This is a genomic window from Azoarcus sp. DN11 (assembly GCF_003628555.1).
In the GTDB taxonomy this organism is placed as follows: domain Bacteria; phylum Pseudomonadota; class Gammaproteobacteria; order Burkholderiales; family Rhodocyclaceae; genus Aromatoleum.
This window is the reverse complement of record NZ_CP021731.1, coordinates 4181294-4200014: the sequence shown is the minus strand read 5'-3', so window position 1 is coordinate 4200014 and position 18721 is coordinate 4181294. Positions and strand designations below refer to the sequence as shown.

The 18721-nt window shown below is 62.6% G+C and carries 32 protein-coding genes; 30 read left to right on the top strand and 2 right to left on the bottom strand.

The window, feature by feature from the left end; translation table 11 throughout:
• Positions 1 to 42: 42 nt before the first annotated feature.
• The 29 genes from rpsJ (at position 43) to rplQ (ending at position 13989) form a co-directional block, all read left to right on the top strand.
• Complete coding sequence (gene rpsJ, locus CDA09_RS19555) at positions 43 to 354, top strand: 30S ribosomal protein S10 (RefSeq protein WP_018987821.1); 312 nt, start codon at positions 43 to 45, stop codon at positions 352 to 354.
• Between the two features lie 114 nt (positions 355 to 468).
• Complete coding sequence (rplC, locus tag CDA09_RS19550) at positions 469 to 1113, top strand: 50S ribosomal protein L3 (RefSeq protein WP_121430172.1); 645 nt, start codon at positions 469 to 471, stop codon at positions 1111 to 1113.
• Positions 1114 to 1124: 11 nt separating this feature from the next.
• Positions 1125 to 1745, top strand: coding sequence for a 50S ribosomal protein L4 (gene rplD / locus CDA09_RS19545; RefSeq protein WP_121430171.1), 621 nt, complete (start codon positions 1125 to 1127; stop codon positions 1743 to 1745).
• The gene (gene rplW / locus CDA09_RS19540) at positions 1742 to 2047 is read left to right on the top strand and encodes a 50S ribosomal protein L23 (protein ID WP_121430170.1); all 306 of its coding nucleotides are present in this window, start codon (positions 1742 to 1744) and stop codon (positions 2045 to 2047) included. Before rplD ends, rplW begins: the two co-directional genes overlap by 4 nt.
• 5 nt (positions 2048 to 2052) lie before the next feature.
• A complete protein-coding gene (gene rplB, locus CDA09_RS19535) occupies positions 2053 to 2880 on the top strand; it encodes a 50S ribosomal protein L2 (protein WP_121430169.1) in 828 nt (275 codons plus the stop codon).
• Positions 2881 to 2890: 10 nt separating this feature from the next.
• Positions 2891 to 3166 carry a 30S ribosomal protein S19 gene (gene rpsS / locus CDA09_RS19530; RefSeq protein ID WP_053420931.1) on the top strand — a complete coding sequence of 92 codons (276 nt, stop codon included), beginning with the start codon at positions 2891 to 2893 and terminating at the stop codon, positions 3164 to 3166.
• A gap of 9 nt (positions 3167 to 3175) precedes the next feature.
• Positions 3176 to 3505 (top strand): 50S ribosomal protein L22, encoded by a 330-nt coding sequence (gene rplV, locus CDA09_RS19525; RefSeq protein WP_121430168.1) that lies wholly within the window; start codon positions 3176 to 3178, stop codon positions 3503 to 3505.
• A 9-nt stretch (positions 3506 to 3514) separates the two neighbouring features.
• A complete protein-coding gene (rpsC, locus tag CDA09_RS19520) occupies positions 3515 to 4309 on the top strand; it encodes a 30S ribosomal protein S3 (protein ID WP_121430167.1) in 795 nt (264 codons plus the stop codon).
• On the top strand, positions 4309 to 4722 hold the full coding sequence (rplP, locus tag CDA09_RS19515) for a 50S ribosomal protein L16 (protein ID WP_121430950.1): 414 nt from the start codon (positions 4309 to 4311) through the stop codon (positions 4720 to 4722). The genes rpsC and rplP overlap by 1 nt, the downstream gene beginning before the upstream one ends.
• A 2-nt stretch (positions 4723 to 4724) precedes the next feature.
• Positions 4725 to 4919, top strand: a complete 195-nt coding sequence (rpmC, locus tag CDA09_RS19510; protein ID WP_121430166.1) for a 50S ribosomal protein L29 — start codon at positions 4725 to 4727, stop codon at positions 4917 to 4919.
• Positions 4916 to 5185 carry a 30S ribosomal protein S17 gene (rpsQ, locus tag CDA09_RS19505; protein WP_018987831.1) on the top strand — a complete coding sequence of 90 codons (270 nt, stop codon included), beginning with the start codon at positions 4916 to 4918 and terminating at the stop codon, positions 5183 to 5185. The genes rpmC and rpsQ overlap by 4 nt, the downstream gene beginning before the upstream one ends.
• Before the next feature lie 146 nt (positions 5186 to 5331).
• Entirely contained in the window at positions 5332 to 5700 is a 369-nt protein-coding gene (gene rplN, locus CDA09_RS19500) for a 50S ribosomal protein L14 (RefSeq protein ID WP_121430165.1), read from the top strand.
• 12 nt (positions 5701 to 5712) lie between these two features.
• Positions 5713 to 6030 carry a 50S ribosomal protein L24 gene (rplX, locus tag CDA09_RS19495; protein WP_121430164.1) on the top strand — a complete coding sequence of 106 codons (318 nt, stop codon included), beginning with the start codon at positions 5713 to 5715 and terminating at the stop codon, positions 6028 to 6030.
• Positions 6031 to 6039: 9 nt separating this feature from the next.
• The gene (rplE, locus tag CDA09_RS19490; RefSeq protein WP_121430163.1) at positions 6040 to 6579 is read left to right on the top strand and encodes a 50S ribosomal protein L5; all 540 of its coding nucleotides are present in this window, start codon (positions 6040 to 6042) and stop codon (positions 6577 to 6579) included.
• Positions 6580 to 6586: 7 nt separating this feature from the next.
• The gene (gene rpsN / locus CDA09_RS19485; RefSeq protein ID WP_121430162.1) at positions 6587 to 6892 is read left to right on the top strand and encodes a 30S ribosomal protein S14; all 306 of its coding nucleotides are present in this window, start codon (positions 6587 to 6589) and stop codon (positions 6890 to 6892) included.
• 12 nt (positions 6893 to 6904) lie between these two features.
• Positions 6905 to 7300 (top strand): 30S ribosomal protein S8, encoded by a 396-nt coding sequence (gene rpsH / locus CDA09_RS19480; protein ID WP_121430161.1) that lies wholly within the window; start codon positions 6905 to 6907, stop codon positions 7298 to 7300.
• A 9-nt stretch (positions 7301 to 7309) separates the two neighbouring features.
• Positions 7310 to 7843, top strand: a complete 534-nt coding sequence (gene rplF, locus CDA09_RS19475; protein ID WP_121430160.1) for a 50S ribosomal protein L6 — start codon at positions 7310 to 7312, stop codon at positions 7841 to 7843.
• A 12-nt stretch (positions 7844 to 7855) separates the two neighbouring features.
• Complete coding sequence (gene rplR / locus CDA09_RS19470) at positions 7856 to 8209, top strand: 50S ribosomal protein L18 (protein ID WP_121430159.1); 354 nt, start codon at positions 7856 to 7858, stop codon at positions 8207 to 8209.
• 12 nt (positions 8210 to 8221) lie between these two features.
• Positions 8222 to 8746, top strand: a complete 525-nt coding sequence (rpsE, locus tag CDA09_RS19465; RefSeq protein ID WP_121430158.1) for a 30S ribosomal protein S5 — start codon at positions 8222 to 8224, stop codon at positions 8744 to 8746.
• A 3-nt stretch (positions 8747 to 8749) separates the two neighbouring features.
• On the top strand, positions 8750 to 8932 hold the full coding sequence (gene rpmD / locus CDA09_RS19460; RefSeq protein ID WP_015437566.1) for a 50S ribosomal protein L30: 183 nt from the start codon (positions 8750 to 8752) through the stop codon (positions 8930 to 8932).
• 1 nt (position 8933) lies between these two features.
• Positions 8934 to 9371, top strand: coding sequence for a 50S ribosomal protein L15 (gene rplO, locus CDA09_RS19455; RefSeq protein WP_121430157.1), 438 nt, complete (start codon positions 8934 to 8936; stop codon positions 9369 to 9371).
• A 15-nt stretch (positions 9372 to 9386) separates the two neighbouring features.
• Positions 9387 to 10712 (top strand): preprotein translocase subunit SecY, encoded by a 1326-nt coding sequence (gene secY / locus CDA09_RS19450; protein WP_121430156.1) that lies wholly within the window; start codon positions 9387 to 9389, stop codon positions 10710 to 10712.
• A 3-nt stretch (positions 10713 to 10715) separates the two neighbouring features.
• Complete coding sequence (gene infA / locus CDA09_RS19445) at positions 10716 to 10934, top strand: translation initiation factor IF-1 (protein ID WP_015437563.1); 219 nt, start codon at positions 10716 to 10718, stop codon at positions 10932 to 10934.
• A gap of 21 nt (positions 10935 to 10955) precedes the next feature.
• Entirely contained in the window at positions 10956 to 11069 is a 114-nt protein-coding gene (gene rpmJ, locus CDA09_RS19440) for a 50S ribosomal protein L36 (RefSeq protein WP_076603157.1), read from the top strand.
• Between the two features lie 53 nt (positions 11070 to 11122).
• On the top strand, positions 11123 to 11485 hold the full coding sequence (gene rpsM / locus CDA09_RS19435; protein WP_121430155.1) for a 30S ribosomal protein S13: 363 nt from the start codon (positions 11123 to 11125) through the stop codon (positions 11483 to 11485).
• Positions 11486 to 11497: 12 nt separating this feature from the next.
• A complete protein-coding gene (gene rpsK / locus CDA09_RS19430) occupies positions 11498 to 11887 on the top strand; it encodes a 30S ribosomal protein S11 (protein WP_121430154.1) in 390 nt (129 codons plus the stop codon).
• Positions 11888 to 11901: 14 nt separating this feature from the next.
• Entirely contained in the window at positions 11902 to 12531 is a 630-nt protein-coding gene (rpsD, locus tag CDA09_RS19425; RefSeq protein WP_121430153.1) for a 30S ribosomal protein S4, read from the top strand.
• A gap of 39 nt (positions 12532 to 12570) precedes the next feature.
• Positions 12571 to 13551, top strand: a complete 981-nt coding sequence (locus CDA09_RS19420; protein WP_121430152.1) for a DNA-directed RNA polymerase subunit alpha — start codon at positions 12571 to 12573, stop codon at positions 13549 to 13551.
• A gap of 27 nt (positions 13552 to 13578) precedes the next feature.
• Positions 13579 to 13989, top strand: coding sequence for a 50S ribosomal protein L17 (rplQ, locus tag CDA09_RS19415; protein WP_121430151.1), 411 nt, complete (start codon positions 13579 to 13581; stop codon positions 13987 to 13989).
• 159 nt (positions 13990 to 14148) lie between these two features.
• On the opposite strand, the gene CDA09_RS19410 is transcribed toward rplQ, so the two are convergent.
• Together CDA09_RS19410 and uvrA are read right to left on the bottom strand one after the other, a co-directional pair.
• Complete coding sequence (locus tag CDA09_RS19410) at positions 14149 to 14448, bottom strand: hypothetical protein (RefSeq protein WP_121430150.1); 300 nt, start codon at positions 14446 to 14448, stop codon at positions 14149 to 14151.
• Positions 14449 to 14558: 110 nt separating this feature from the next.
• Positions 14559 to 17393 (bottom strand): excinuclease ABC subunit UvrA, encoded by a 2835-nt coding sequence (gene uvrA / locus CDA09_RS19405; protein ID WP_121430149.1) that lies wholly within the window; start codon positions 17391 to 17393, stop codon positions 14559 to 14561.
• 135 nt (positions 17394 to 17528) lie between these two features.
• On the opposite strand from uvrA, the gene CDA09_RS19400 reads away from it, so the two are divergent.
• Complete coding sequence (locus CDA09_RS19400; protein WP_121430148.1) at positions 17529 to 18713, top strand: MFS transporter; 1185 nt, start codon at positions 17529 to 17531, stop codon at positions 18711 to 18713.
• Positions 18714 to 18721 lie beyond the last annotated feature (8 nt).

Genomic DNA, 18721 nt, shown 5'->3' with positions numbered 1-18721 from the left:
GGCCACTCGCCCCGGGGTTTTTGCTCTTTAAAGGACTGCAACATGCAAAACCAGAAGATTCGGATCCGTCTGAAGGCATTCGACTACCGTCTGATCGACCAATCGGCCCTCGAGATCGTCGATACCGCCAAGCGTACCGGTGCCGTTGTTCGTGGCCCCGTGCCGCTGCCGACGCGCATCGAGCGCTTCGACCTTCTGCGTTCGCCGCACGTCAACAAGACCTCGCGCGACCAGTTCGAAATTCGCACCCACCAGCGTCTGATGGACATCATCGATCCGACCGACAAGACGGTCGACGCACTGATGAAGCTGGATCTGCCTGCGGGTGTCGACGTCGAGATCAAGCTGCAGTAAGCTCCCGAGCTTGCGGAGTTTTCAAAGAGGCCGGTATAATCCGGCCTTTGCGTCTTTTGGCGCAATTCATGTGATAGGGCCCGGTCAATCGTAACCGGGGATCAGGAGAAGAAAATGAGTCTAGGCCTTGTAGGACGCAAGGTTGGCATGACTCGCATTTTCGCCGAGGACGGTCGTAGTGTCCCGGTGACGGTGCTTGATGTTGCCAACAACCGCGTTACCCAAGTCAAGACGCCTGAAAGCGACGGTTATGCCGCGGTTCAGGTGGCTTTCGGCAAGCGCCGTGCGAGCCGCGTCAATAAGGCGCTCGCCGGGCATCTCGCCAAGGCTGGCGTCGAAGCCGGTCACACCCTTCGCGAATTCACGGTCGAGCCGGGTCAGTTGGCCAGTCTCAAGGCAGGTGACGTGATCAGCGTGGAGCTCTTTGCGGTCGGGCAGAAGGTCGATGTGACCGGTATGTCGATCGGTAAGGGCTTTTCGGGTGTCATCAAGCGTCACAATTTCTCGTCGAACCGCGCGTCGCACGGTAACTCGGTGTCGCATAACGCGCCGGGTTCGATCGGTATGGCGCAGGACCCGGGTCGTGTTTTTCCGGGTAAGCGGATGGCTGGCCAGTATGGCAACGTGACCCGCACGACGCAGAGCCTCGAAGTGGTTCGTGTCGATGTCGAGCGTCAGTTGCTCCTGGTCAAGGGGGCTGTTCCTGGGTCCAAGGGTGGCGACGTGATCGTTCGTCCCGCGGTCAAGGCCCGTGGCTGAGCGAGGTCGTAATGGAACTTAAACTATTGAACGATCAGGGTGTGCAGGCGGCAATGCTGCAGGCTTCTGATGCGCTGTTCGGGCGCGACTATAACGAGGCGCTGATTCACCAGGTGGTCGTTGCCTATATGGCGAACGCGCGCTCGGGCGACCGCGCGCAGAAGGGGCGCTCCGAAATTGCCAAATCGACGCGCAAGCCGTGGCGCCAGAAGGGTACCGGCCGCGCGCGTGCCGGTAGGGCGTCGAGTCCGCTGTGGCGTGGTGGTGGTCGGATCTTCGCGAATTCGCCCGACGAGAACTTCACCCAGAAACTGAATCGCAAGATGTACCGCGCCGGCGTCGCGTCGATCCTGTCGCAGCTCGCTCGCGAGGATCGTCTGGCGGTGGTCGAGAATTTCAGCGTCGAAGCGCCGAAAACCAAGCTTCTGTCGCAGAAGCTGAAGGGCATGGGGTTGGACTCCGTGCTCGTGATCACGGATCAGTTCGACGAGAACCTGTTCCTGTCGTCGCGCAACCTGCACAAGGTGCTGGTGCTCGAGGTCAGCGAGACGGATCCGGTGTCCCTGGTGCACTACGATCGCGTGATCGTGACCAAGGGGGCGTTGGCCAAGATGGAGGAGACCTGGCAATGAGCGGATTTAGCCAAGAGCGTCTGATGCAGGTGCTGCTCGCGCCCCAGATCTCCGAAAAGGCAACGTACGTTGCCGACAAGAACGAGCAGGTCGTGTTCAAGGTTGCGTCGTGCGCAACGAAGCCTGAAGTGAAGGCTGCGGTCGAGCTGCTGTTCAAGGTCGAGGTCAAGTCGGTCCAGATCGCGAACGTGAAGGGTAAGGTCAAGCGCTTCGGCAAGACGATGGGGCGTCGCAAGGGCTGGAAGAAAGCCTTCGTGTGCCTGAAGCCGGGCCAGGAAATCAACTTCGCGGCCGGGGAGTAATAGTCATGGCACTGGTAAAACTCAAGCCTACGTCTGCCGGCCGTCGCGCGATGGTCAAGGTTGTGAACGCCGACCTGTACAAAGGCCGCCCGCTCGCCTCCTTGGTCGAAAAGCAGTCGAAGAATGCCGGCCGTAACAACAACGGCCATATCACCGTTCGTCACCAGGGCGGTGGTCACAAGCAACACTACCGCCTGGTGGATTTTCGTCGCAACAAGGACGGGATCGTAGCGCGCGTCGAGCGCATCGAGTACGACCCGAACCGTTCGGCGAACATCGCCCTGATCTGCTACGCAGATGGCGAACGTGCGTACATCATCGCCCCGAAGGGTCTGGAAGTTGGTCAGCCGGTCATGAGCGGCGCTGAAGCTCCGATCAAGCCGGGCAACGTTCTGCCGATCCGCAACATTCCGGTCGGTTCGACGATCCACTGCGTCGAAATGATGCCGGGCAAGGGCGCGCAGATCGCGCGTGCAGCCGGTACTTCGGTGCAGCTCCTGGCGCGTGAAGGCGCCTACGCCCAGATTCGGTTGCGCTCCGGCGAAGTCCGTCGCGTGCATGTCGAATGCCGCGCCGCGATTGGCGTGGTGGGCAATGAAGAGCACGGTCTGCGCAAGATCGGCAAGGCCGGTGCGAATCGCTGGCGTGGTATTCGTCCGACCGTTCGCGGTGTGGCGATGAACCCGGTTGATCACCCGCACGGCGGCGGCGAAGGCCGTACCGGCGAAGGTGGTGTGCCGCGGAGCCCGTGGGGCCAGCCGGCCAAGGGCTATCGCACGCGCAGCAACAAGCGCACCGATACCATGATCGTGCAGCGTCGTCACAAGCGTTAAGGGGTAACAGATGGCACGTTCTATTAAAAAAGGCCCGTTTGTCGACGCGCACCTGCTCAAGAAGGTCGACGCCGTCCGGGCGAGCAACGACAAGCGTCCGATCAAGACGTGGTCGCGCCGTTCGACGGTGCTGCCCGACTTCGTCGGTCTGACGATCGCGGTGCATAACGGCCGCCAGCACGTTCCGGTGTTCGTTTCCGAGAACATGGTCGGTCACAAGCTCGGCGAGTTTGCGCTGACCCGTACGTTCAAGGGTCACGCCGCGAGCAAGAAGGCAAAGAGGTAAGGAGCCACCATGGAAACCAAAGCAATCCTCCGTGGCGTTCGCCTGTCGGCCCAGAAGGGCCGTCTGGTGGCCGACCAGGTGCGGGGCAAGCCGGTTGATCAGGCCCTGAATATTCTCGCCTTCTCGCCGAAGAAAGGCGCGCAGATCATCCGCAAGGTCGTCGAGTCGGCGATCGCCAATGCCGAACATAATGAAGGCGCAGACATCGACACCCTGAAGGTGAAGACGATCTACGTCGAGGAAGGTACGTCGCTGAAGCGCTTTACGGCGCGCGCGAAAGGGCGCGGTAACCGCATCCTCAAGCCGACCTGCCATGTCTACGTGACCGTCGGGGAATAAGGGGTAATTATGGGTCAGAAAATTCATCCGACCGGATTCCGTCTTGCGGTCACCCGTGACTGGAGTTCGCGCTGGTTCGCCGGGAGCCGCGACTACTCCAAGATGCTGCACGAGGACATCAAGGTCCGTGACTTCCTTAAGAAGAAGCTCGCGCACGCGTCCGTCGGCCGCATCGTCATCGAGCGTCCGGCCAAGAACGCCCGGATCACCCTGTTCAGTGCGCGTCCGGGTGTCGTGATCGGCAAGAAGGGCGAGGACATCGAACTGCTGAAGCGCGAACTGCAGAAGATCATGGGCGTGCCGGTGCACGTCAATATCGAGGAAGTTCGCAAGCCGGAGGTCGACGCCAAGCTGATCGCCGATTCGATCGCCCAGCAGCTCGAGAAGCGCATCATGTTCCGTCGCGCGATGAAGCGCGCGATGCAGAACGCCATGCGTCTGGGGGCGCAGGGCATCAAGATCATGAGCGCGGGTCGCCTGAACGGCGCGGAAATCGCCCGTACCGAGTGGTACCGTGAAGGCCGCGTGCCGCTGCACACGCTGCGCGCCGACATCGACTATGGCGTGTCGGAAGCGAGCACGACCTACGGCATCATCGGCATCAAGGTTTGGGTCTACAAGGGCGAGATGCTCGGCCGCAATGAGCGTCCGGTCGTCGTCGAGAACGAAAACGAGGCTCGCCGTGGCCGTCGCGGTGCTCCGCGTGGTGCCGAAGGTGGCGAGGGCCGTCCCGGCCGCCGTCCTGCTCGCAGGGGTGGAGCCGAAGGCCAGGCCAAGCAGCCGCAAGATAGCAGGGGTGAATGATGCTGCAGCCGACGAGAAGGAAATATCGTAAGGAGCAGAAGGGGCGCAACACCGGCGTCGCGACGCGCGGTGCGAAGGTCAGCTTCGGCGAGTACGGTCTCAAGGCTATCGGCCGCGGCCGTCTTACCGCGCGCCAGATCGAGTCGGCGCGCCGTGCGATGACCCGTCACATCAAACGTGGCGGTCGCATCTGGATCCGTATCTTCCCGGACAAGCCGATCTCGAAGAAGCCTGCGGAAGTCCGTATGGGTAACGGCAAGGGTAACCCTGAGTACTGGGTCGCCGAGATCCAGCCGGGCAAAGTGCTGTACGAGATGGACGGTGTCGACGAAGCGCTGGCGCGCGAAGCGTTCCGCCTCGCTGCTGCGAAGCTGCCGCTCGAGACCGTGTTTGTTCACCGTCAGTTGGGGTAATCATGAAAGCGAGTGAACTCCGCGCAAAGAGCGCCGGTGAATTGAATCAGGAACTGCTTGAGCTGCTGAAGGCGCAGTTCTCGCTGCGCATGCAGCTGGCTACGCAGCAGCTCGGCAACACGAGCCAACTCGGAAAGGTTCGTCGCGACATCGCTCGCGTGCGTACCCTTCTGCGTGAAAAGGCAGGGCAGAAATGAGCGAACAAATCGAAAAAGTGCGTCGCGCCCTTGTCGGCCGTGTCGTCAGCGACAAGATGCAGAACACGGTGACCGTGCTGGTCGAGCGTCGCGTCAAGCACGAACTGTACGGCAAGGTGATTACGCGGTCGGCGAAGTATCATGCACACGTCGAAGGCGGCATCGCCGCTGCCGGCGACCTGGTTGAGATCGAGGAATGCCGTCCGATTTCCAAGACCAAGTCCTGGCGCGTCGCAAAGGTGCTCGAGAAAGCACGCGTTATCTGATAAAAGTACGGTTTATCAGCGGACAGCTTGGCAGGTAACTGCCAAGCTGTTATAATTTTCTTTCTTTGCTTTTCGCTCTTCGGGGCTCCCTACCCGTACGGGTTCCAAGACTGACCGCTGTAGCGGGGCAAGTTGGAGATAAATTCATGATTCAAATGCAGTCCATTCTGGACGTCGCCGACAATACGGGCGCGCGTTCGGTGATGTGCATCAAGGTGCTTGGTGGCTCGAAGCGTCGCTATGCCAGCATTGGCGACATCATCAAGGTAACCGTCAAGGATGCAGCGCCGCGCGGTCGCGTCAAGAAAGGCGACATCTACAGTGCCGTTGTGGTGCGTACCGCGAAAGGCGTGCGCCGTCCCGACGGTTCGCTTGTCAAGTTCGATGGCAATGCCGCTGTGTTGCTGAATAACAAGCTCGAGCCGATTGGTACCCGTATCTTCGGGCCGGTGACGCGCGAGCTGCGTACCGAGCGGTTCATGAAGATCGTCTCGCTGGCGCCTGAAGTGCTCTAAGGAGTTGTCGAGATGAACAAGATCCGCAAAGGTGATGAGGTTGTTGTCCTGGCAGGCAAGGACCGCGGTCGTCGCGGTGTCGTGCTGCGTCGGGTTGGTGATGAGCATCTCGTGGTCGAGGGTGTGAATCGCGCGAAGAAGCACGTGCGTCCGAACCCGCTCAAGGGTGAGGTGGGTGGTATCGTCGAAAAGGAAATGCCGCTCCATATCTCGAACGTCGCTTTGTTCAACTCCGCGGCCCAGAAGGGTGATCGCGTGGGTATCCGGGTGCTTGAGGATGGTCGCAAGGTGCGCTTCTTCAAGTCGAATGGCGAACTGGTCGACGCGTAAGGAGCGGTGATGGCGCGCTTGCAGCAGTACTACAAAGAAACGATTTCTCCCGAGTTGCTCAAGCAGTTCGGGTACAAGTCCGTGATGGAAGTGCCTCGCATCACGAAGATCACGCTGAACATGGGTGTCGGTGAGGCGGTCGGTGACAAGAAGATCCTCGAGCATGCCGTTGGCGACATGCAGAAGATCGCTGGTCAAAAGCCGGTCGTGACGAAGGCGCGCAAGTCGATCGCGGGTTTCAAGATCCGTGATGGTTATCCGATCGGCTGCATGGTGACCCTGCGCGGCGAGAAGATGTTCGAGTTTCTCGATCGTCTCGTGACGATCGCGATGCCGCGTATCCGCGACTTCCGCGGGATCGCCGGCAAGGGCTTCGACGGTCGCGGCAATTACAACCTGGGTGTCAAGGAACAGATCATTTTCCCGGAAATCGAGTACGACAAGATCGATGCTCTGCGGGGGATGAACATCAGCATCACGACGACGGCCAAGACCGATCAGGAAGCTCGGGCTCTGCTCGCGGCGTTCAAGTTCCCGTTCAAGAATTGAGGGTGTTATGGCAAAACTGGCTCTGATCAATCGAGAAGAGAAGCGCCGCAAGACGGTCGAGAAATTCGCCGCCAAGCGTGCAGCGCTGATCGCTCAGATCAACGATTTCAAGTTGCCTGAAGAAGAGCGCATGGCTGCTCGTCTGAAGCTGCAGCAGCTTCCGCGCAATGCAAGCCCGGTTCGCGAGCGCAATCGCTGCGCCCTGACGGGGCGTCCGCGGGGCGTTTTCCGTAAGTTCGGTCTTTGCCGGAACAAGCTGCGCGACCTCGCGTTCCGCGGCGAAGTGCCGGGCATGACCAAGGCGAGCTGGTAAGGAGATTATCGAATGAGTATGTCCGATCCGATCGCCGATATGCTGACCCGCATCCGCAATGGCCAACAGGCTCAGAAGCAGAGCGTGTCGATGCCCAGCTCAAAGCTGAAAGTCGCGATCGCCAAGGTGCTGCAGGATGAAGGTTACATCGACGGTTATGCAGTGCGTGATGCCGAAGGCAAGGTTCAGCTGGACGTGGTGCTGAAGTACTACGCCGGTCGCCCGGTCATCGAGCGCATCGAACGCGTCAGCCGTCCCGGCCTGCGTGTTTACAAGGGCAGTGACGATCTTCCGCGCGTCATGAACGGCCTGGGTGTGGCGATTGTTTCCACGCCGCGTGGCGTCATGACCGACCGTGCGGCGCGCGCCGGACGCGTGGGCGGCGAAGTCATCTGTTACGTCGCTTAAGGGGGTCTCATGTCTCGTGTAGCTAAAAATCCGGTGGCAATCCCCGGCGGCGTCGATGTGACGGTCGCGGGCGGCGAAGTCTCCGTGAAGGGGCCGCTGGGTACCGTCAAGCAATACATCGGCAATGCCGTGTCGGTTCAGCGCGAAGGCGATGCGCTGCTGTTCGCTGCGGTTGCTGGTGCGGCGAATGGCCGTGCGATGTCGGGTACCGTCCGTGCGCTGGTGAACAACATGGTTACCGGCGTGACCAAGGGCTTCGAGCGCAAGCTGACCCTCGTCGGCGTGGGTTATCGTGCTCAGGCTCAGGGCGACAAGCTCAACCTGACGCTCGGTTTCTCGCATCCGGTCGTGCATCAGATGCCGGTAGGCGTGAAGGTGGAAACGCCTTCCCAGACCGAGATCGTCATCAAGGGCATCGACAAGCAGCAGGTTGGCCAGGTGGCGGCCGAAGTGCGTGCATACCGCGCTCCCGAACCCTACAAGGGCAAGGGCGTCCGTTACGCGGACGAAGTGGTCGTGCTCAAGGAAACCAAGAAGAAGTAAGGGCGGTTCGATATGAACAAGAAAGTGGTTCGTCTGCGTCGTGCTCGTAAAACCCGAGCCAAAATCGCGGAACTGAAGGCGGTTCGTCTGACTGTGTTCCGTTCCAATTCCCATATCTACGCCCAGATCATCGACGGTTCCGGCGCGCGGGTGCTTGCAGCGGCCTCCACGGTCGAGGCTGACGTGCGTTCGCAACTGGCCCATGGCGGCAACGCTGCCGCCGCGGCGGTGGTCGGCAAGCTGATTGCCGAGCGTGCGAAGGCCGCGGGTATCGAGTCTGTCGCGTTCGATCGCGCCGGCTTCCAGTATCACGGTCGCGTCAAGGCGCTGGCCGAGGCCGCCCGCGAAGGCGGTCTCAAGTTCTAAGCGAGGAAACGTATGGCTAAGCAACAAAGCAAGCGTCCGCAGGCTTCCGAGGAGCGTGACGACGGCCTGCGCGAGAAGATGGTCGCCATCAACCGTGTCACCAAGGTCGTGAAGGGCGGTCGTATCCTCGGTTTCGCGGCGCTGACGGTGGTTGGCGACGGCGATGGCGGCATCGGCATGGGCAAGGGCAAGTCCCGCGAAGTCCCGGTGGCGGTGCAGAAAGCCATGGATGAAGCGCGCCGCAAGATGGTCAAGATCTCGCTGAAGAACGGCACGCTGCAGCATTCGGTCATCGGCAAGCACGGCGCCTCTTCGGTCCTGATGCAGCCGGCACCGAGCGGTACCGGCATCATCGCCGGCGGTCCGATGCGCGCCGTCTTCGAGGTCATGGGTGTGACCGACGTGACGTGCAAGTGCATCGGCTCGTCGAATCCATACAACGTCGTGCGTGCAACGCTGAACGGCCTCCTGGCGGTCAATACGCCGGCGGAGATTGCTGCAAAGCGTGGCAAGAGCGTCGAAGAGATTCTGGGGTAAGCCATGGCCGAGAAAACGATCAAGGTTACGCTGGTCAAGAGCGTTATCGGTACCAAACAGTCGCACCGTGCGACGGTGCGCGGACTCGGTCTGCGCCGCCTGAACCATACCGTTGAACTCCAGGACACCCCGGAAGTTCGCGGCATGGTGAACAAGGTGTCCTACCTGGTGAAGTGTGAGGGTTGAGATGCGTCTGAATACGATTAAACCCGCGGCGGGCTCGAAGGCCGCCGGCAAGCGCGTAGGGCGCGGCATCGGCAGCGGCCTCGGCAAGACTTGCGGCCGTGGCCACAAGGGGCAGAAGTCCCGCTCGGGCGGTTTCCACAAGGTCGGCTTTGAAGGCGGTCAGATGCCGCTGCAGCGTCGCCTGCCGAAGCGTGGCTTCGTCTCGCTCACCGGTTCACGTAACGCCGAGGTGCGTCTGTCCGAAGTGGACAAGCTCCCGGTGGACGAGATCGATCTGCTCGTGCTGATGCAGGCCGGTGTGGTGCCAAGCGATACGCTGTCCGCGAAGGTCGTGCTGTCCGGTTCGATCGGGCGCAAGGTGACCCTGCGTGGCGTGAGCGCCACGAAGGGTGCGCTGGCTGCCATCGAGGCTGCCGGCGGTTCCGTCGTCGCCGAATAAGCAAGGAACCGAGCTGTGGCCAATCCTGCTGCCACGTTGGGTACGCCCGGTCGCTTTGGCGATCTGAAGCGCCGACTGATGTTCTTGGTCGGCGCGCTGATCGTTTACCGCATCGGTGCGCATATTCCCGTGCCCGGAATCGACCCCAATCGGCTGGCTGAGTTGTTCCAGTCGCAATCGGGGGGGATTCTCGGGGTCTTCAACCTGTTTTCGGGTGGTGCGCTGTCGCGTTTCACGATCTTCGCGCTGGGGATCATGCCGTATATCTCGGCGTCGATCATCATGCAGCTGATGACCGTTGCGGTGCCGTCGCTCGAAGCTCTGAAGAAGGAAGGCGAAGCCGGTCGGCGGAAGATCACGCAGTACACGCGCGCCGGCACCCTTGTACTGGCTCTTGCTCAGTCCCTTGGCATCGCAATAGCGCTTGAGGGGCAGGCGGGGCTTGTGCTCGATCCGGGTCTTACGTTTCGGTTCGTGACTGTGGCAACGCTGGTCACGGGTACGATGTTCCTGATGTGGCTGGGTGAGCAGATCACGGAACGCGGGCTGGGCAACGGGATCTCGCTGATCATCTTCGGTGGTATCGCAGCGGGGTTGCCGGGCTCCATCGCCGGGCTGTTCGAACTGGTGCGCACGGGGGCGATGCATCCCTTCACGGCGCTGCTGATCTGTGTGCTGGTCGTGCTGGTGACCGCGTTCGTGGTGTTCGTCGAGCGTGGGCAGCGCAAGATCCTGGTGAATTACGCCAAACGGCAGGTGGGCAACAAGATCTATGGCGGACAGAGCTCGCATCTGCCGCTGAAGCTCAACATGTCCGGTGTGATTCCGCCGATCTTCGCGTCGAGCATCATCCTGTTCCCTGCGACGCTGGGTCAGTGGTTCGGTTCGTCGGAGAGCATGATCTGGCTGCGGGATCTTTCGGCCAAACTCGCTCCCGGTCAGCCGATCTACGTGATGCTGTACGCGCTGGCGATCGTGTTCTTCTGCTTCTTCTACACCGCCCTCGTGTTCAACGCACGGGAGACGGCGGACAACCTGAAGAAGAGCGGGGCATTCGTTCCGGGCATCCGTCCGGGTGACCAGACGGCCCGGTACATCGACAAGATCCTCACCCGGCTCACGCTGGTGGGGGCGGTGTACATCACGCTGGTGTGTCTGCTTCCGGAATTCCTGATCCTGAAATGGAACGTGCCGTTCTATTTCGGGGGGACCTCGCTGCTGATCATCGTGGTGGTGACGATGGACTTCATGGCGCAGGTCCAGGCATACGTGATGTCGCATCAGTACGAAAGCCTGCTGAAGAAAGCGAATTTCAAGGGGGCGGGGCTTCCAATCCGGTAAGTTATGGCGAAGGAAGACGTCATCGAGATGCAGGGGGAGGTGACCGAGAACCTTCCCAATGCAACGTTCCGCGTCCGACTCGAAAACGGACACATGGTCCTCGGGTACATCTCCGGAAAAATGCGCATGCACTACATCCGCATTCTCCCCGGCGACAAGGTCACAGTGCAGTTGACGCCCTACGACCTGACCAAGGCCCGGATCGTGTTCCGGACCAAGTAATCAAGAAACAGGAGCAAGGAAATGAGAGTTCAGGCTTCGGTCAAGCGGCTGTGCCGCAACTGCAAGATCGTTCGTCGCAAGGGTGTGGTTCGTGTCATCTGCGCGGACCCGCGGCACAAGCAGCGCCAGGGTTGATATTCGGGCGTTGAGGGATTAACATTTAATGTTTAGCTTTTTGGGGTAATCGAATGGCCCGTATTGCTGGGGTAAACATTCCCAATCACAAGCATGCCGAGATTGCGCTGACCGCCATCTATGGAATTGGCCGTTCGCGTGCTCAGAAGATCTGTGACGCTGCCAATATCGTGCGTTCCGTCAAGGTGAAGGATCTTACCGAGTCGGATATGGAGCGCCTGCGCGATGAGGTGGCCAGATTTGTCGTCGAAGGCGATCTTCGCCGTGAAGTGACGATGAATATCAAGCGCCTGATGGACCTGGGCTGCTATCGAGGTGTCCGTCACCGCCGCGGTCTTCCGCTGCGCGGTCAGAGGACCCGGACCAACGCCCGCACCCGCAAGGGACCGCGCAAGGCGATCGCCGGCAAGAAGTAATAAGGACTGATAATGGCTAAAACCGCAACGAAAGTTCGCAAGAAAGTCAAGAAGAACGTTGCCGAAGGCATCGCTCACGTTCACGCGAGCTTCAACAACACGATCATCACGATTACCGACCGTCAGGGCAACGCCCTGTCGTGGGCGACGTCGGGCGGCGCGGGCTTCAAGGGCTCGCGCAAGAGCACGCCGTTCGCTGCTCAGGTCGCGGCCGAGGCGGCTGGCAAGGCCGCCCAGGAATGCGGCGTGAAGAATCTCGAAGTGCGCATCAAGGGCCCCGGCCCCGGCCGCGAGTCTGCCGTTCGCGCCCTGAACGCGCTGGGCATGAAGATCTCCAGCATTACCGACATCACGCCGATCCCGCACAACGGCTGCCGTCCGCCGAAGAAGCGTCGCATCTGACAAGGAGTTGAAACGTGGCTCGTAATCTGGATCCCAAATGCCGTCAGTGCCGTCGCGAAGGCGAGAAGCTGTTTCTGAAGGCTGAAAAATGCTTTACCGACAAGTGCGCGATCGAGCGCCGGTCGTATGCCCCTGGCCAGCATGGCCAGCGCTCCGGTCAGCGGCTGTCCGGGTATGGCGTTCAGCTGCGTGAAAAGCAGAAGATCCGCCGTCTCTACGGCGTGCTCGAAGCGCAGTTCCGCAAGGTGTATGCCGAAGCTGACCGCCGCCGCGGTCAGACGGGCGAAAACCTGCTGCAGTTGCTCGAAGGCCGTCTGGACTCCGTCGTCTACCGCATGGGCTTCGGCGGCTCGCGCGCGGAAGCACGCCAGCTGGTTCGGCACAACAGCATTCTCGTGAATGGCAAGCGCGTCAACATCCCGTCGTACGTCGTGCGTCCGGGCGAAGTGGTCGAGCTTACCGAAGCTGCGCGCGGCCAGTTGCGCGTGAAGGCAGCGCTGGAGGCAGCAGCGGCTCGCGGGTTCCCTGAGTGGCTGGAAGTCGATGCCAAGGCGGGCAAGGGTGTGTTCAAGGCCTATCCGCAGCGTTCGGAGCTGCCGCCGACGATCAATGAAGGTCTCGTCGTCGAACTGTACTCCCGCTAACGGGTTCGCCTGAAGACTCACTGATCCGAGGAACTGCTGATGCAAAGCAATTCACTGCTGAAACCGCGCATCATCGACGTCCAATCCGTGTCGCCTGTTCAGGCGCGCGTGACGATGGAGCCGTTCGAACGCGGTTTCGGTCATACCCTGGGGAATGCGCTGCGGCGCATCCTCCTTTCCTCGCTGCCGGGCTATGCTCCGACGGAAGTCGCGATTGAGGGGGTGCTGCACGAGTACTCGACCCTGGACGGGGTGCGCGAGGATATCGTCGACCTGCTGTTGAACCTCAAAGGCGTGGTACTGAAGCTGCATAACCGCGGTGAGGCGACGCTGCGTCTTTCGAAGTCCGGTGACGGCGTTGTCACCGCACGTGATATCGAAGCCGGCCACGATGTCGAAATCATCAATCCTGATCACGTGATCGCGCACCTTGCCCCGGGCGGCAAGCTGGACATGCAGATCAAAGTGGAGGAGGGCCGCGGTTACGTTCCTGGCAACGTGCGCCCGGCAACGGGTGAAAGCAAGAGCATCGGTCACATCGTGCTGGACGCCTCGTTCAGCCCGGTGCGTCGAGTGAGCTACCTGGTCGAGAGCGCCCGCGTCGAACAGCGCACCGACCTGGATCGGCTCGTGATCGACATCGAGACCAACGGTGCGGTGGACCCCGAAGAGGCGATTCGCTATGCGGCCCGCGTGCTGATGGATCAGTTGTCGGTGTTTGCGGATCTGGAAGGTACGGCGCCGGTGGCGGAAGTCGCTGCAGCACAGGTGATCGATCCGGTGCTGCTGCGCCCGGTCGATGATCTCGAGCTGACCGTGCGGTCGGCCAACTGCCTGAAGGCCGAGAACATCTACTACATCGGCGATCTGATCCAGCGTACGGAAACCGAGCTGCTGAAGACCCCGAACCTCGGCCGCAAGTCGCTGAACGAAATCAAGGAAGTGTTGGCCTCGCGTGGGCTTACGCTCGGCATGAAACTGGAAAACTGGCCGCCGGCCGGGCTCGAGAAGCTCGGTTGAGTCGGCGCAGTTGAGTGAGGAATAGAAATGCGTCACCGCAACGGTCTTCGCAAGCTTAACCGTACCAGCGCGCATCGTCAGGCGATGTTCCGCAACATGGCGAATTCGCTGCTGCGTCACGAAGTCATCAAGACGACGCTGCCCAAGGCCAAGGAACTGCGCCGCGTGGTCGAGCCGCTGATCACCCTGGGCAAGAAACCCAGTCTGTCGAACCGTCGTCTGGCGTTCAGCCGCCTGCGCGACCGCGACATGGTCGTGAAACTCTTCGACGAACTGGGCCCGCGTTTTTCGGCCCGCAACGGCGGCTATCTGCGCATCCTGAAGTTCGGTTTCCGCGACGGCGACAATGCGCCGATGGCGCTGGTCGAACTGCTGGATCGCGCGGCTGACGTCGAGGGCGACGTGGCTGGTGAAACGAAGGAAGCCGCTGCGGCGTAAGAATTCGCGTCGCTACCTTCGTGTCATGGAAAATGGGCCGCTATGCGGCCCATTTTTTTGGCGGCCGCCCCAGTGTCGCTTGAAGAGGGCGGCTTGGGTTATGGGTGCGGTGTTGGTGGCGGGCGGGGTCGGATGGGAGCGAGCTGGCGCGCCTGCGAATCACCACGCCTTGCGCACGCGGTTGCGGTACTGGACGTCGTGAGGAAGGACTTTCTGCATCGCATCCAGGTGGCTCGCGACGATGTGGCATGCCTTGGCGAGGGTTTCGGGTTTGAGTTGAGGCAGTTCGCTCGTTCGGGCGGTCATGCGCACGACCGTTTCGACCGCGCGCTTGCGCTTGTCCTCCTCGGCCGCCTGATAAACGCCCAAGCCCGCATCGAGCAGGGTCTTGAGGATCTTGACGCGCCGTTCGATGCGATCGAGAAAGACGCTTTGGACGTCGCCTGGAACTTCCGGCATGAGGTTCTCCTGAATGGTGTGAGCGGTGCTGCGCGGGGGCTGCCGTATTCTCCAGAATAGTCGAAGACGATCTGCTTCGAATTGTAAGCGTGCATGAGGAGTTTTTCCGCTTACGTTTCGGCGACGGGGCCGAGCAGGCGCTTCAGGTAGCGGCCGGTGTGGCTGTCCGGGTGGGCGGCGATGAGTTCGGGCGGGCCGCTGCACAGGATGCGGCCGCCGCGGTCGCCGCCTTCGGGGCCGAGGTCGATGAGCCAGTCCGCGGTCTTGATGACGTCGAGGTTGTGTTCGATGACGACGATGGTGTTGCCATGGTCGCGCAGGCGGTGGAGTACGCCGAGCAGGAGCTCGATGTCGCGGAAGTGCAGGCCGGTGGTCGGTTCGTCGAGAATGTAGAGGGTGCGGCCGGTATCGCGTTTGGAGAGTTCGAGTGCGAGCTTCACGCGCTGCGCTTCGCCGCCCGAGAGCGTGGTGGCGCTTTGGCCCAGGCGGATGTAGCCGAGTCCGACATCCATCAGTGTTTCGAGTTTGCGCGCGATCGCGGGGACGGCCCGGAAGAAGTCGAGGGCATTCTCGACGGTCAGGGCGAGGACTTCGTCGATGGTCCGGCCCTTGTAGCGGATTTCCAGCGTTTCGCGGTTGTAGCGCCGGCCGTGGCAGACGTCGCAGGGGACGTACATGTCGGGCAGGAAGTGCATTTCCACCTTGATCATGCCGTCGCCCTGGCAGGCTTCGCAGCGGCCGCCCTTGACGTTGAAGGAGAAGCGCCCGGGGCCGTAGCCGCGCGCGCGGGCGTCGGGGACGCCGGCAAACAGCTCGCGTACCGGCGTCAGCAGGCCGGTGTAGGTCGCCGGGTTGGAGCGCGGCGTGCGGCCGATGGGACTTTGGTCGACGTTGATGACCTTGTCGAACTGGTCGAGTCCGTGTGCGGCCGAAAACGGTGCGGGCTCCGCCGCCGAGCCGTACAGGTGCCGGGCGGTGAGTGCGTACAGGGTGTCGTTGATGAGGGTCGACTTGCCCGACCCGGATACCCCGGTGATGCAGGTGAGCAGGCCCACGGGGATGGTGAGTTCGACGTTCTTGAGGTTGTTGCCGCTGCAGCCTTCGAGGCGCAGCTGGCGCTCGGGGTCGGGGGCGGTGCGGCGCGCCGGGATGGGGATGGTGTAGCGCCCGGCGAGGTAGGCGCCGGTGAGCGAGTCGTCGCTGGCGACGATCTCGGCCGGGGTGCCGCGCGCGACGATTTCGCCGCCGTGCACGCCGGCGCCGGGGCCCATGTCGACGACGTAGTCGGCGCAGCGGATCGCGTCCTCGTCGTGCTCGACCACGATCACCGTGTTGCCGAGGTCGCGCAGCTGGCGCAGAGTGCCGAGGAGGCGGTCGTTGTCGCGCTGGTGCAGGCCGATGGAGGGTTCGTCGAGCACATACATGACGCCGGTGAGGCCCGAGCCGATCTGGCTGGCGAGGCGGATGCGCTGGGCTTCGCCGCCCGACAGGGTGTCGGCGGAGCGGTCGAGGGAGAGATAGTCGAGACCGACGTTGATGAGGAAACTGAGGCGGTCGGAGATTTCCTTGACGATCTTGGCGGCGACGAGGCCGCGGTGGCCGGTGAGCGCGAGGCCGTCGAAGAAGGCCTTGCATTCGCCCAGCGGCATGCGGCTCACGTCATGCAGCGAGCGGTCGCCGATGAGCACATGGCGCGCCTCGGTGCGCAGGCGCGTACCGCGGCAGCTCGGGCAGGCCTGTGTCGCGCGCAGCTTCGCGAGTTCCTCGCGCACCGCGGTGGAGTCGGTCTCGCGGTAGCGGCGTTCGAGGTTGGGGACGATGCCTTCGAACGGGTGTTCCTTGGCGACCATGCGCCCGCCGTCGGAGAGGTAGCGGAAGGCGATCTTGTGGCGGCCGGAGCCGTGCAGGACGACTTGCCGGACTTCGTCGGGCAGCTCGCCGAACGGGGTGTCGATGTCGAAGCCGTAGTGGTCGGCGAGGCTCGCGAGCATCTGGAAGTAGAACTGGTTGCGCCGGTCCCAGCCGCGGATCGCACCGGCTGCGAGCGAGAGTTCGGGATGGGCGACGACGCGCGCGGGGTCGAAGAATTCGACCTGGCCGAGGCCGTCGCACTTGGGGCAGGCGCCGGCCGGGTTGTTGAACGAAAAGAGGCGCGGTTCGAGCTCGGCAAGCGCATAGCTGCACACCGGGCAGGCGAAGCGTGCGGAAAAGAGGTGCTCGGTGCCGCTGTCCATCTCGACCGCGATGGCACGGCCGTCGGCGTGCGTGAGGGCGGTCTCGAAGGATTCGGCGATGCGTCCGCGCTGGTCGCCGCGCACCTTGAGGCGGTCGATGACGACTTCGACGGTGTGCCGCCGCCCCTTTTCCAGTGCCGGCATGGCGTCCAGCTCGGCGATCTGGCCGTCGACGCGTACGCGCACGAAGCCTTGTGCACGCAGGTCGGCGAACAGGTCGCTCTGCTCGCCCTTGCGGTGTGCGACGACCGGCGCGAGGATCATCAGGCGCGTGTCTTCGGGCAGCGCGAGGACGTGGTCGACCATCTGCGAAACGGTCTGCGCCTCGAGTGCATGTTCGGGGTGGTCGGGGCAGTGCGGCGCGCCGGCGCGGGCGTAGAGCAGGCGCAGGTAGTCGTGGATCTCGGTGATCGTGCCGACGGTCGAGCGCGGGTTGTGGCTGGTGGCTTTCTGCTCGATCGAGATCGCTGGCGAGAGGCCCTCGATCAGGTCGACGTCGGGCTTTTCCATCAGCTGCAGGAACTGGCGCGCGTAGGCCGACAGCGACTCGACGTAGCGACGCTGGCCTTCGGCGTAGAGGGTGTCGAAGGCGAGCGAGGACTTGCCCGAGCCGGACAGACCGGTGATCACGGTGAGCCGGTTGCGCGGCAGCTCGAGGCTGATGTTCTTGAGGTTGTGGGTGCGGGCGCCGCGAATGCGGATTTCGTCCATGGGCCGGGCTGACGACAGGGTAACGTGCCACTATACGAGAGAACGCCGGCGCAAGCCAAACCGGTGGGCGGCCAGTGCTAGAATCGCCGTTTTCTCCACGCGCCGACGCCAATGTCCCGACCCGAGCATGATCCGATGACCCCTGCCGAACGCCGGGCTGGCGCGAGCCTCGCCGCGATCTTCGCGCTGCGCATGCTCGGGCTGTTCCTGATCCTGCCGGTCTTTTCGGTGCACGCGCATCATCTCCCGGGCGGGGACAACCTGACCTTGGTGGGGCTGGCGATCGGTGCCTACGGGCTGACGCAGGCCTTCCTGCAGATGCCCTATGGCGTGGCGTCGGACCGTTTCGGGCGCAAGCCGGTGATCGTCTTCGGCCTCGTGCTGTTCGCGATCGGCAGCGCCGTTGCGGCGCTCGCCGGCAATATCGAAACCGTGATCGCGGGGCGTGTGCTGCAGGGGGCGGGGGCGATCTCCGCGGCAGTGACCGCGCTCGCTGCAGATCTGACGCGCGACCAGCATCGTACCAAGGTGATGGCGATGATCGGGTCGAGCATCGGCCTCGTGTTCGCGCTGTCGATGGTCGCGGCGCCGATCCTGTATAATGCGATTGGCATGAACGGGATCTTCTGGCTGACGGCCGTGCTCGCGGCGGCGGCGATCGGTGTGGTCGTGTATGTCGTGCCGGCGGCGCCGCCGGTGCCGCGTGCACCAACCGGGCTGTTCGGCGAGGTGATCCGCGACGGCCAGTTGATGCGGCTGAACGTTGGCGTGTTCGCGCTGCACCTGATCCAGACGGCGATGTGGGTGACGGTGCCGGCGGCGCTGGTGAGCGGGGCGAACCTGCCACTGCCGGAGCACTGGAAGGTCTACCTGCCAGCCGTCGTGTTGTCGTTCGCGGCGATGGTGCCAGCGGTGATCGCGGCAGAGCGGCGCAACCGCATGAAGCAGGTGTTCGGGGGGGCGATCGTGTTACTCGTGATCGTGCAGGCCGGCCTGTTCGCCTTCGGCCGGAACGTCGTGACGCTGGGCCTGTGGTTGACGCTCTTCTTTGTTGCGTTCAACGTGCTCGAGGCGATCCTGCCGTCGTGGATTTCGAAGGTGGCGCCGGTGCACGCGAAGGGCACGGCCCTCGGTCTGTACAACACGCTGCAGTCGATCGGATTGTTCCTCGGCGGCATGCTCGGGGGATGGCTGGCCGAACACTACGGCAGCGGCGCGGTAAACCTGGTGTGCGGCGCGCTCGCCGTGATCTGGCTGCTGCTCGCAGTCTCAATGAATCCGCCCGCCCGCCGCGCGACGCCGGCGTCGGCGGCACACTAACCTGAAAC